The organism is Caldalkalibacillus salinus (genome assembly GCF_016745835.1).
GTDB classification, from domain to species: domain Bacteria; phylum Bacillota; class Bacilli; order Caldalkalibacillales; family JCM-10596; genus Caldalkalibacillus_A; species Caldalkalibacillus_A salinus.
Window position 1 is genome coordinate 266,518 of the sequence record NZ_JAERVL010000001.1, and the last position, 11,728, is coordinate 278,245.

Sequence of the window (11,728 nt, forward strand, 5' to 3'; positions counted from 1 at the left end):
ACATGTACGCAGTTGCATTACAATTAGTTGATCTGTTTTTTACCATATATACCTTCATGGTATTTGGATATATATTGATGTCATGGCTTCCAAACTTACGAGAATCTGCGCTAGGTGAAATTCTAGGAAAATTTGTGGAACCTGTGCTGGCGCCGTTTCGCAAGATTATTCCCCCACTAGGTATGATTGATATTTCTCCTATCGTCGCACTCATCGCATTACGCTTTGCACGTATGGGTGCAGAGTCTCTCGTGCACATGATTTTCGGGGGTTAATGATGAGCTTCTATGACCATTTTCGGCCCGAGGAGCACGCCTTCGTTGAGAAGGTGGCCGATTGGGCCGATATCGTTCAAGAGAGATATCAACGTCGACTAACCAATTTCCTAGACCCTCGAGAGCAGTTTATCGTTCAATCGGTTGTGGGTCGATTAGCTGATATTAACGTATCGTTCTTTGGGGGTTACGAACAATCGGAGCGCAAACGGGCGTTAATATACCCGGAGTATGATGAGGTGTCACCTGAAGATTTTCAAGTGACACTTCTTTCTATTGAACAGGACGTCAATGTGTCCCACCGGGATGTACTCGGGTCATTACTCGGTATTGGCTTAAAAAGAGAAAAGTTTGGAGATATTCTCATCGCTGATTCACACAAACAATTACTCGTGGCTGGGGATATAGCTGATTACGTATTAGGGCATTTCCATCAAGTCTCCCGATATCACGTGACCTTACAAACGCATCATCTAGACGAGCTTGTACCGCCGTCAGATCCTTGGCAATCATTTGATCGTACTGTGAGCTCTTTACGCTTAGATGTCATTTTATCAGAGCTGTTACCCTTATCTCGTTCAAAGGTGACAACATTAATTAAAGGCAAAAAGGTCAAAGTGAACTGGCGCCTTGTAGAGCAAGCCGGCATGGTTTTACAGAAAGGTGACATCCTTTCCGTCAAAGGTTTTGGTCGGTTTTTATTTTCGAGCATACAGGGACAAACAAAAAAGGGGAATATTCGAGTGTCATTAGGTCGAAAAGAGAACAAATCGTAAAAAAATCCTGTATTAAGAAGGAAATGCACAGGTGTTGTCGAATAGATTCTAGCAAACGTTATGAATAACGGGAGGTGCGCATCATGTCATTAACACCACTAGATATACACAACAAAGAATTCAGTCGTTCGTTTCGAGGGTATGATGAGGATGAAGTCAATGAATTCTTAGATTTAATTATCAAAGAGTTTGAGATACTCATTCGTGAAAAAAAAGAACTAGAAGAAAAGATGTTAGATTCAACAGAAAGACTAGGTCATTTCTCTAACATTGAGGAAAGCCTGAGCAAAACGATTATTGTCGCCCAGGAAACAGCGGATGAAGTGAAATCAAATGCCAAAAAAGAGGCACAGTTGATTATTAAAGAAGCGGAAAAAAATGCGGATCGTATCGTTAACGAAGCACTCTCTAAGGCTAGAAAAATTTCAATGGAGGGTGAAGAATTAAAGAAACAAGCCTCTATTTATCGGGCACGATTCCGCACACTTCTAGAAGCGCAGCTTGAAATGCTTCAGAGTGAAGAGTGGGATAGAATTACTGATGACACACATGATGCGGAACCCAATCAACAGCCCAAAGTGGCTCGATAAGCATAATGAGGCTTGACGAAAGGTTTAACTTTTTTTATACTGCCTAATAATAGACGATATACATCAAATATGATCTCTGTGCTGATTGACTGTAATCTCACGTATACTAAACTTGCAACACCGTTTAAATGCTAACGGGATATATAACAAAAACGAGGAATGGGATAGTAAGACCTCTATGGTTTTTTAAGCGAGCTAGGGATGGTGTGAGCCTAGTAAAAACTGGAGGACTGAAGATCACCCTGGAGTTGGAGCGCTGAACAATAGTAAGTGTTTCCCGTATCATTCACGTTACGAATGAAAGGCCTTAACACAGTGAACGATGTGCACCTGTGTTATTGACTAGGGTGGTACCGCGGGAAGTCTCTCGTCCCTATCTGGGATGAGGGACTTTTTTATTCTCAAAAAAGCTTGAGTATACGCACAGTTTACATTTTAAAATACAAATATAGGAGGATGAGACAGTGGAGTACAAACAAACGCTGCAGATTACCAAAACAGATTTCCCTATGCGTGGGAACCTACCTAAGCGTGAGCCTGATATGCAACAATGGTGGGATGAAGAAAAAATATATGAGAAGGTCCAAGAACGAACGAAAGGGCGTCCTAAGTTTATACTGCACGATGGCCCTCCGTATGCCAATGGTGACTTACACTTAGGGCATGCACTGAACAAAATCTTAAAAGACATGATTGTACGTTATAAATCAATGTCTGGCTACGATGCCCCATACGTTCCTGGTTGGGATACACACGGTCTCCCGATTGAACACGCCATCATTAAGAATGAAAAAGTGGACCGGTCTAAAATCGGCATTAATGAGTTTCGACGCCTTTGTGCTGAATATGCTCTAAAGTTCGTAGAAACTCAAAAATCTCAGTTCAAACGTTTAGGTGTAAGAGGGGATTGGGAAGACCCTTACATTACCTTAAAGCCTGAGTACGAAGCGAGACAAGTGAGAGTGTTTGGCGATATGGCTAAGAAAGGGTACATCTACAAAGGATTAAAGCCCGTATACTGGTCCCCTTCGTCTGAAACAGCGCTTGCCGAAGCAGAGATTGAGTATAAAGATAAGCGCTCACCTTCTATTTACGTTAAATTCAAAGTACAAGATGGTAAAGGCGTTCTCGATTCAGATGTCTCAGTTGTGATTTGGACAACAACACCATGGACGATTCCAGCTAACTTAGCAATTAGTGTTCATCCTGACCTTGAATATGCCGTTGTTAGAGTTGAAGGGGAAAAACTCCTTGTCGCTCAAGGGTTATTAGACACATTGCAACAAGAGTTAGAGTGGGAAAACTATGAAGTACTCCAAACGATAAAAGGGCAGAGCTTAGAGCATATCACAACGCAGCATCCTCTGTATGATAGAACTTCACAAATGATCTTAGGTGAGCATGTGACATTAGACGCCGGTACGGGATGTGTTCACACGGCACCTGGACACGGGGAAGATGATTTTTACGTGGGACAAAAGTACGGGCTAGACGTCCTGAATCCGATTGATGACAAAGGACACTTCACGCACGAAGCCCCTGGCTTTGAAGGTTTATTCTATGACAAAGCTAATAAAGTGATAACCGAATCCTTAAAGGATAAAGGCGCGCTTATCAAGCTATCGTTCATCACACACTCGTATCCTCATGATTGGCGTAGTAAGCAGCCGGTGATCTTTCGTGCGACAGAACAATGGTTTGCCTCTATCGATAAAATTCGCCAAGATATCTTAGACGAGATTAAGGAGGTCAACTGGACCCCTTCCTGGGGAGAAGTAAGACTCCATAACATGGTCGCAGACCGTGGTGATTGGTGTATTTCTCGTCAACGGGTATGGGGTGTTCCAATACCGATTCTTTACTGCGCTTCTTGTCACACTGAAGTTGTGAATGATGATACCATCGATCGTATATCCGCTATATTTAGGGAAGAAGGCTCGAACGCATGGTATGATAAAGATGAGAAAGAACTCTTGCCAGAAGGATTCAAGTGTCCGAGTTGCGGAGGAGAACACTTTAGAAAAGAGACGGATACCATGGATGTATGGTTCGATTCCGGTTCCTCTCACGAAGCTGTGCTCAAAGAAAGAGATGAACTACAATGGCCAGCTGACCTATATCTAGAAGGCTCTGATCAGTACCGTGGGTGGTTTAACTCTTCACTGACAACTGCAGTCGCTACAAGTGGCGCCGCACCATACAAATCAGTGTTGAGTCACGGCTTCACCCTTGACGGTGAAGGACGTAAGATGTCCAAATCTCTTGGCAATGTGATCGTTCCTCAAAAGGTGATCGATCAATTAGGAGCAGACATTCTAAGATTATGGGTTTCTTCTGTGGATTATCAATCAGATGTGCGCATCTCTGATGCCATTCTGAAGCAAATAGCGGAAGTATACCGGAAGATTCGTAACACATTACGTTTCCTTTTAGGGAACTTGGCTGATTTCGATCCAGCACGTGACAGAGTGAATTTGGAAGATATGTCCGATCTCGACCGTTATATGCTTATTAAAGCGCAGCGCCTACTCACAAGAGTAAGAGGGGCGTATGACGAGTATCAGTTCCATACTGTGTACTCAGCGGTTCACAATTTCTGTACGATCGAATTGAGCTCACTCTACCTAGATATCTCCAAGGACTTGTTGTACACAGACGCACCCAATTCTGTTGCTAGAAAAGCGACACAAACGGTGATGTACGACCTATTACAATTGATCGTCAAATTGGTGGCACCGATCATCCCACATACGGCGGATGAAGTATGGCAGTTTGTACCAGGTTCGGAAACTAAGAGTGTACAGTTAACGGACATCCCAGATACTGTGAGTCACGTTGAAGATGATGACCTAGAGCAAAAATGGGATCAATTTATCACTGTTCGCCAAGAGGTACTTAAAGCGCTTGAAGTCGCGCGTAGGGAAAAAGTGATCGGTGGCTCTCTCAGTGCCGAAGTCCATTTATATCCAACAGCACAGACCAAAGCCCTATTGGCACAATTTGAAGATCTAGAAAAACTGTTCATCGTTTCTCATGCTGTGTTACATGAGGATACTGAACAAGTCCCAGAGGATGCACAACAAGGAGATACAGTCAGTGTCTGGATTAAGCCAGCCGAAGGCGAGAAGTGTCAACGCTGTTGGGTGGTCACCCCTGAGGTAGGGCAACACGAGCATGTCGATCATCCTGACCTGTGTCCTCGTTGTGCTGAAACGGTTACTGAACATTACGCACACTTAGTAGAATAAAAAAGATATCATACAAGTTAAAGGCTTGCAGTCCAAAACATGACACATCACGAATGGATGACCCCTTTACACTTAATTCAAGGAAAGACTCCCTGCTTATTTTGCAGAGAGTCTTTTTTTTTTGCGCTACAAATGTCATCTTTATTTAATCTTCAACAATGTTTGACGTAAGAAAAGAATGGATATAATAAATTATAAGAAAATTTAATAAAGGAGGATCATGAGATGCGTAAATCACGAAAGGTCAGCTTTGAAGAACTTGTCGTAGAAAATAAAAGAGAAATTCTTAATAATAAAGAGGAGCTCTCTCGAATTGAGGAGCGACTTGAGGGTAAAAGAGTGAAGAAGTAAAGCGAACCCGCATGTGGTTCGCTTTACTTTTTATAACTTATGTACCTTTTATGTGCCCTTACACTTTCTCGTGTAATCTAAAGTGCATTCATGCCGTTTTAAAAGCGGACAAATAAAGGTATAACTGTCGTTAGTGTGTATGTCTCTGGATAAAATCACACGCCATCCCATTAAATAAGTACGCTTCCTCGTCATGGGGCAGGATACCTGATTCCGTATAAACTTGGATCTCCGCATTTGAATTTAACTCCCGAAGTTGAGACAAGTGATCAATAGGGTGCAGTTCAGATTCTTCTCCCCATACCAAGAGAGCAGGATGCGCCAGTGCCTCCCAATCAGAAGAAATGTGTATGTTCAAATCCCCTTTAAGAAAAGCAAGAGGCGCTCTCGCAGCCTTTTGGCCGTCTTGATGGGCGTTTAAGTAGTAACGATCCACGAGATCATCCGTTATATTTTCCTCATTCGCATACAAGTAACGTTGTAAAAAGTATTTCATATGTAATTTTGAAGCGATACTATAGTATAGCGTTGTTCGGTAAACGGGTAGAGACAAACTCACCGTTTGCAGAGCTTTAACGTAAGAGGATGGTGGGTTCAGTTCTTGTTCTACTCCTGTAGGACAAATGAGCACAAGGCAACGTAGTAATTCAGGATGAATTTTCGCTAAACGTATACAGAAACTGGCACCGTGCGAACTTCCAATCACGTGAGTCGGTTGTTGAATTACATCAATGATAAAGTCACGAATCAAGTGTATGTAAGTAAACGCTGTATAGGAAATGTTCGGCTTGTCGGAACATCCGTACCCTAATAAGTCTAGGGTATAAACTTTGTAATGTTTAGCTAGTACATCAATATTTTTCCGCCACTCATATGAAGAACAGCCTATACCCATCCCGTGAATGAGAAGAATCGGGTCTCCACTTCCCGTCACTTGGTACACAATATCGCCTTCAGACCAAGGATAGACACACTGTTTAGCTGTATCGTGTGGTTGAGTTTCGCTAGGTATACTGAGCGCTTGATTGAGCCTATGTAAAGCTGTTGTGCATGCGCCAACCGTGGCCAGAGCTTTTATGATGGTCTTTTTCATATTTGGTCCTCCAGTCATAGGGCTACAGTGCTATGTCATACATTTTCTTCTGCCTTATTCATAAAGTGCCCAACTTCTCTGTCCTTACTCTGCCAACCGTTGAATGGATTCCCTAACTTTTCACTGTGTTGAATGATGTCATTAGACCAAACTAAGAAAGGAGGAGCAGGCAGAAAGGAGGATGTTGAATGGACCCGATGTATTTAGGTATGAGAGAGCAACTGATCAAGGAAAAAACGGAGTTAGACATTCGTCTGCATGAGAATGGTGATTTTCAACTCAAACACGCCATGAGCGATAGTGATGGGGAACTGTCCCAGTATGACAATCATCCCGCTGACACTGCGTCCACCATGTATGAACGTGAAAAAGACCTCGCCTTACGTGAACATGATCATCATCAACGAGAGGAGATCGAAGCCGCGTTACAAAGAATGGAAGAAGGGTCCTACGGTATTTGTGTAACATGTGGCCGCACCATCAGTTTAGAACGGTTACAGGCCGTTCCTACAACTAAACACTGTGTGGAGCATGAACGTACACCTCGTTACTCCAGCGTGCGTCCAGTTGAAGAAGACGTACTCACCGGTTTTGAGCAATTTAATTTCGATGACGATGACGATCAGACTCAATTCGACGCAGAAGATGCTTATCAGGCCGTTGCCCGATTTGATGAAACGTATTACAACGATTATCTTGACGATGATGAGTCTAGAGGGGCTGTTGAACCGATTGAAGGTTTTATTATCACGGACATGGATGGCAATGTAGTCGATGAAAGTGTCGATGTTAACCGCAATCGTTCTTATGAGAACTATATACAGGATGGAGAAGGATATGGAACGATTTGGGAAGACGAAATCATCATGCCTGACACAGACGTTGACTAAATAACCACAGCATGAGGGCCTGAAATACGGCCCTTTTGTCTGTGTTCACAATTTAGTTTATTATCCCCTGAAAACTCAGTTGTAGCTAGCTATGGGATATGCTAAAATTTGAAAGTACATCTTTACCTGTTGGTGAATAGGGGGAATAAGATGATTTATTTTATCATAGCGGCTATTGTGTTAGGTCTTGATCTATGGACCAAACACCTCGTCATGAAACACATGGAAATTGCACAATCTATACCTATCATTGAGGATTACTTTTATTTAACATCCCACCGGAACGCTGGCGCAGCATTCGGGATACTACAAAATCAAAGATGGTTTTTTATTCTTGTGACGATCATTGTCGTCATAGGTGTCATTTATTATCTTATCCGGTATGCTAAGGAGAAAAAACTATTCTCCTGGGCTCTAGCCTTAGTATTAGGTGGTGCGATTGGTAACTTTATCGACCGTGTTCGGTTTGGAGAAGTGATTGATTTCTTGGATGTCAAAATCCGGCTAGGATCATTTTATTATTATGACTATCCTATATTTAATGTGGCCGATAGTGCACTCGTGGTGGGTGTGACTTTAATATTACTGGACACGTTAAGAGAAAGCATCCAAGAATGGAAGCAAAAACGTCAATCATCAGTGGAACAAGACTAAGTTTTGTTTCACTTTTTTTACTATCTTGCATGTAGAGGAAGATGACAATGGAAAACACAGAACAAATATATGACTGGCATTTTGAGGAGCAACATGCCGAGCGTGTAGATAAGTTTTTAACATCCAGTGGTGAGGATTGGTCTCGTTCTCAAGTTCAACAGTGGATAAAAGAAGGATACGTGCAAGTCAATGGACATACGGTAAAGGCCAATTATAAGTTACAGGAGGATGACTACATTCACTTGCGTATCCCTCCAGTGAAGGATGTTAACATTGAGGCCGAGCCGATGGCTTTAGATGTCGTTTATGAGGACCCGGACGTCATCGTGGTCAATAAGCCTCGAGGACTTGTGGTACACCCCGCTCCTGGGCACTATACAGGGACACTCGTAAACGGTTTAATGGCACACTGTCAAGATTTATCTGGTATTAACGGTGTGATGAGGCCTGGCATCGTACACCGTATTGATAAAGATACATCCGGCCTCCTTATGGTGGCCAAAAATGACCAAGCGCACATGTCATTAGCTGATCAGCTGAAAGCCCACACCGTCACCCGACGTTATGTGGCCATCGTGCATGGGGTGATTGGTCACGATCGTGGGACAGTGCGTGCACCAATTGGACGTGATCCACAACATAGACAACAAATGACGGTCATCAAACAGGGCAAGGAAGCGGTCACCCATTTTCATGTCAAGGAGAGATATAACCAATTCACATTGGTTGAACTTCAATTAGAAACAGGGCGGACACACCAAATTAGAGTGCATATGAAGTATATTGGACATCCATTAGCGGGAGACCCTAAATATGGCCCATCCAAAACATTATCTATACAGGGACAAGCTTTGCATGCCAAACAGTTAGGTTTTACACATCCGCGTACAGGTGAACGGTTAGAGTTCGATGTGCCCGTACCGTCTGATATGGAGAAAGAGATGACACGATTAAGACGAAACTAACGATCAGCACATACTGTAATAAATGTAAAAAATGTAAAAAGATGAAGGGTATTTGTAATAAATGTCGAAAGAGTAAAATGGGAGAGTCAAGATGAAATTCCAAAATATGACGATAAAAGAAATAAAAAGTTGGTTAGACAATACGGCAGAGGAGCATGTTGTTCAACACCTCAAAGCGTTGGAAAAAGATGGTCGCCAAGGGGTCAAACGGTTGGCACAGTCTTGGGAAAGACGCATTCAGCTAAAGGAGGAAAGAGAACGACATTGGGAGCACATACAGCGCCACGAAAAAGAATTAAGAGAACAAGGGTACAATTTCATTGCCGGTGTAGATGAAGTGGGGAGAGGGCCTATAGCAGGCCCGGTGGTTGCAGCAGCTGTTATCTTGCCGCAGGATTTTAAACTCGTGGGTATCAATGATTCAAAGCAATTGTCAAAAGAGGATAGAGAGACATATGACACATACATACGAGAACACGCCCTTGATTATCATATCGCTTTTGTCGACGCTAAGGACATAGATAGAATGAATATCTATCAAGCCACCGTCCAAGCGATGAAAGATGCATTAACGACGATGACGATGAAGCCTGAATATGCGCTCATTGACGCCGTGCGTTTATCTCATCTTTCATACCCTAGCCGTTCAATCGTGAAGGGAGACGCTAACTCCGTATCAATTGCAGCCGCTTCTATCATCGCCAAAGTAGCAAGAGACCGCTGGATGGAGGAAATAGCAAACTTATATCCACAATATGGCTTTGAACGACATAAAGGCTATGGAACCAAAGAACACTGGCAAGCACTTAACGAAAAGGGTCCTACGCCTATACATCGAAAAAGCTTTATCCAACAGCAGATGACGATCACTTTAGGAGAGCAATCATGATCCATTCATGGTTACCGCACTTTCTTCAGAAGGTCACACAACCTCAAACCTCGTCACCAAATAGGGTCACTCCCCTTACATTGAGGGCGGGACAAATGGTACAGGGGGAGGTGTTAAGGCTATTACCTGATCAAACAGCTGTCCTTAAAGTCGATGGGAAGGCGACCATTCAGGCTAAACTAGAAGTGCCTTTAACGGCCGGGCGCGCTTCTTGGTTTCAAGTCCAATCAACCGATACCCAGCCCGTGCAATTGAAGCTAATCCCTTCGACTCCCACCTCTTATCCCAGCACGAACGTTCAGGACCTCATGCAGTATTTTCAACTCGGGCGTGGAAAGCAGGCAGAACAATTATTGCAATATCTCATTACAGAGCATGTTCCCTTGTCTAAAAGGGGGCTTCAACAAGCGCTGCCGCTTATTCAAAGTCAACCTTCTCAGCAAGCGTTGACGACAATCAAAACGCTGATGCTTAAGAAGGTCCCTTTGACTCAAGAGACCTTTCAGGCTGTACGCACGTTTCTATTTGGCCCATCGTTAATGGATCAGTTAATCGGTTTGAATCGACAGCTCTCCACTGAGCAGCAGCTCCCGTTGCCACCCCGGTCGATGAATCCAACTCAATTTTTTCAATGGTTGGGTTTAGATAATGAAAGTCAGCTACGAAAACAAATTCTTACAGCTGGTGTCAACGCATCACAAGGCGTGTTAGATCAAACTTCCCAACCACCTCATGTTAAGCAACTTTTGTTTCATTTAATGCAAGATACAAACATGTCTGCTCAAGTAAAAGCGAGTGCCACACAAATGATGTCTTACATCACAGGACAACAACTGTTATTGACTCACGAACAGCAGCAAGGGTACCAATTCTTATTTCAATTGCCTTTCATGCTTTCTGAACAGCCTATCCCTGTTTATGGACAACTAGAAGGGCAAACCCAGGCGGACGGGCATGTCAACCCGGACCACTGTCGTCTCGTGTTTTATCTCAATCTACCGACGTTGCAGGACATTTGTTTAGACATCAATATTCAAGCGAAGGTCGTATCCGTGTCCATCTTTCATCCGACCTTACCAAGTGAAGTTGGCCAATCATGGCTTGATCGTCACCAAAAAAACATGTATGAAGCCCTTAAGCAAGAGGGCTACCATTTATCGCAGCTTAAATGGGAGCAAAAAGAAGCGCAAACGACTGAAAAGAGTTATCAGACGTATAAACAGTTGACACAGGGAGTGGATATTCGCTTATGAGTCGGCATACACCAAACGCTAAAAAGGCGATTGCCTTACGTTATGATCAGCACACGGATGACGCCCCCGTTGTAAAAGCGAAAGGTCAAGAATCCTTAGCTGAACGCATGATTCAGTTAGCACAAGAAAACGATGTCCCTATTCACGAAGATCCTGCCCTTGTGGAGGTACTCTCAAAGCTTGAAATAGATGACGTCATTCCACCTGAACTGTATCAAATCATGGCCGAAATTTTCGCCCTGATTTATCAGTTAGAATCCCAAGCGAAACAGGATTCTCACATCGGGCAGGATCGGAGTCAGTCTACGGATGAGTAACGTCAATGGCAATGTCCCTCGTTTGGATCAGCGCAAAAAAATAGGTCATTACGGTGAGAAATTGGCTATGGAAGCATATGAAGCGTTAGGTTATCAAACTATAGAGAGACAATTCAGGTGTCGTTTCGGAGAAATAGACTTAATTTTAAGAAAAGATCATACGTTATACTTTGTTGAAGTACGTACAAAAACCTCACTAGCCTTCGGAACTGCAGAGGAGTCCGTTCATAGAGACAAACAGCAAACCATCAGGCGAGTCAGTGAGTGCTACTTACAGCAGTACTCTAATCAAAAACATGACGCTGTCCAGTTTGATGTGGTGTGTATTTATATTAATAAACGTAAGCGTACGGCACAGCTGTACCGTTATGAACAAGCTTTTTAGACATGGTTAGACATGGTTAGACTTGAGAGGCATACGGAAAAA

General features: G+C 43.1%; 13 protein-coding genes and 1 other annotated feature. Of the genes, 12 read left to right on the plus strand and 1 reads right to left on the minus strand.

From position 1 onward, the window contains the following. Positions 1 to 2: 2 nt before the first annotated feature. From JKM87_RS01245 to JKM87_RS01265, 5 genes are all read left to right on the plus strand, one after another. Positions 3 to 275, plus strand: coding sequence for a YggT family protein (locus JKM87_RS01245; RefSeq protein WP_202077020.1), 273 nt, complete (start codon positions 3 to 5; stop codon positions 273 to 275). A gap of 2 nt (positions 276 to 277) precedes the next feature. Beyond that, the gene (locus JKM87_RS01250; RefSeq protein WP_202077022.1) at positions 278 to 1,051 is read left to right on the plus strand and encodes a YlmH family RNA-binding protein; all 774 of its coding nucleotides are present in this window, start codon (positions 278 to 280) and stop codon (positions 1,049 to 1,051) included. A gap of 83 nt (positions 1,052 to 1,134) precedes the next feature. After that, positions 1,135 to 1,641, plus strand: a complete 507-nt coding sequence (locus tag JKM87_RS01255) for a DivIVA domain-containing protein (RefSeq protein WP_202077025.1) — start codon at positions 1,135 to 1,137, stop codon at positions 1,639 to 1,641. Between the two features lie 146 nt (positions 1,642 to 1,787). Further along, positions 1,788 to 2,019 (plus strand) — a binding site (T-box leader). 86 nt (positions 2,020 to 2,105) lie between these two features. Further along, a complete protein-coding gene (gene ileS / locus JKM87_RS01260; RefSeq protein ID WP_202077027.1) occupies positions 2,106 to 4,889 on the plus strand; it encodes an isoleucine--tRNA ligase in 2,784 nt (927 codons plus the stop codon). Between the two features lie 225 nt (positions 4,890 to 5,114). Then, complete coding sequence (locus JKM87_RS01265; protein WP_202077029.1) at positions 5,115 to 5,240, plus strand: FbpB family small basic protein; 126 nt, start codon at positions 5,115 to 5,117, stop codon at positions 5,238 to 5,240. Positions 5,241 to 5,370: 130 nt separating this feature from the next. Here JKM87_RS01265 and JKM87_RS01270 read toward each other — a convergent pair whose 3' ends face one another. Continuing rightward, entirely contained in the window at positions 5,371 to 6,333 is a 963-nt protein-coding gene (locus JKM87_RS01270; protein WP_202077031.1) for an alpha/beta fold hydrolase, read from the minus strand. A 188-nt stretch (positions 6,334 to 6,521) separates the two neighbouring features. On the opposite strand from JKM87_RS01270, the gene JKM87_RS01275 reads away from it, so the two are divergent. The 7 genes from JKM87_RS01275 to JKM87_RS01305 all read left to right on the plus strand — a co-directional run bounded on the left by JKM87_RS01275 (position 6,522) and on the right by JKM87_RS01305 (position 11,686). Next, on the plus strand, positions 6,522 to 7,223 hold the full coding sequence (locus JKM87_RS01275) for a TraR/DksA C4-type zinc finger protein (protein ID WP_202077033.1): 702 nt from the start codon (positions 6,522 to 6,524) through the stop codon (positions 7,221 to 7,223). Between the two features lie 150 nt (positions 7,224 to 7,373). Then, a complete protein-coding gene (lspA, locus tag JKM87_RS01280; RefSeq protein WP_202077035.1) occupies positions 7,374 to 7,877 on the plus strand; it encodes a signal peptidase II in 504 nt (167 codons plus the stop codon). 47 nt (positions 7,878 to 7,924) lie between these two features. Then, complete coding sequence (locus JKM87_RS01285; RefSeq protein WP_202077037.1) at positions 7,925 to 8,842, plus strand: RluA family pseudouridine synthase; 918 nt, start codon at positions 7,925 to 7,927, stop codon at positions 8,840 to 8,842. A 91-nt stretch (positions 8,843 to 8,933) separates the two neighbouring features. Beyond that, positions 8,934 to 9,731: a ribonuclease HII gene (locus JKM87_RS01290; protein ID WP_202077039.1), complete on the plus strand. Its 798-nt coding sequence runs from the start codon at positions 8,934 to 8,936 to the stop codon at positions 9,729 to 9,731. Then, positions 9,728 to 10,984, plus strand: a complete 1,257-nt coding sequence (locus tag JKM87_RS01295) for a hypothetical protein (RefSeq protein ID WP_202077041.1) — start codon at positions 9,728 to 9,730, stop codon at positions 10,982 to 10,984. Before JKM87_RS01290 ends, JKM87_RS01295 begins: the two co-directional genes overlap by 4 nt. Next, positions 10,981 to 11,301, plus strand: a complete 321-nt coding sequence (locus JKM87_RS01300) for an EscU/YscU/HrcU family type III secretion system export apparatus switch protein (protein WP_202077044.1) — start codon at positions 10,981 to 10,983, stop codon at positions 11,299 to 11,301. The genes JKM87_RS01295 and JKM87_RS01300 overlap by 4 nt, the downstream gene beginning before the upstream one ends. Next, positions 11,294 to 11,686 carry a YraN family protein gene (locus JKM87_RS01305; RefSeq protein ID WP_202077046.1) on the plus strand — a complete coding sequence of 131 codons (393 nt, stop codon included), beginning with the start codon at positions 11,294 to 11,296 and terminating at the stop codon, positions 11,684 to 11,686. The genes JKM87_RS01300 and JKM87_RS01305 overlap by 8 nt, the downstream gene beginning before the upstream one ends. The last annotated feature ends 42 nt before the right edge of the window (positions 11,687 to 11,728 follow it).

Coding starts and splice junctions, on each gene's coding strand:
- JKM87_RS01245 (WP_202077020.1), top strand. CDS start 3: ATGTACGCAGTTGCATTACAATTAGTTGATCTGTTTTTTACCATATAT.
- JKM87_RS01250 (WP_202077022.1), top strand. CDS start 278: ATGAGCTTCTATGACCATTTTCGGCCCGAGGAGCACGCCTTCGTTGAG.
- JKM87_RS01255 (WP_202077025.1), top strand. CDS start 1,135: ATGTCATTAACACCACTAGATATACACAACAAAGAATTCAGTCGTTCG.
- JKM87_RS01265 (WP_202077029.1), top strand. CDS start 5,115: ATGCGTAAATCACGAAAGGTCAGCTTTGAAGAACTTGTCGTAGAAAAT.
- JKM87_RS01270 (WP_202077031.1), bottom strand. CDS start 6,333: ATGAAAAAGACCATCATAAAAGCTCTGGCCACGGTTGGCGCATGCACA.
- JKM87_RS01275 (WP_202077033.1), top strand. CDS start 6,522: ATGGACCCGATGTATTTAGGTATGAGAGAGCAACTGATCAAGGAAAAA.
- lspA (WP_202077035.1), top strand. CDS start 7,374: ATGATTTATTTTATCATAGCGGCTATTGTGTTAGGTCTTGATCTATGG.
- JKM87_RS01285 (WP_202077037.1), top strand. CDS start 7,925: ATGGAAAACACAGAACAAATATATGACTGGCATTTTGAGGAGCAACAT.
- JKM87_RS01290 (WP_202077039.1), top strand. CDS start 8,934: ATGAAATTCCAAAATATGACGATAAAAGAAATAAAAAGTTGGTTAGAC.
- JKM87_RS01295 (WP_202077041.1), top strand. CDS start 9,728: ATGATCCATTCATGGTTACCGCACTTTCTTCAGAAGGTCACACAACCT.
- JKM87_RS01300 (WP_202077044.1), top strand. CDS start 10,981: ATGAGTCGGCATACACCAAACGCTAAAAAGGCGATTGCCTTACGTTAT.
- JKM87_RS01305 (WP_202077046.1), top strand. CDS start 11,294: ATGAGTAACGTCAATGGCAATGTCCCTCGTTTGGATCAGCGCAAAAAA.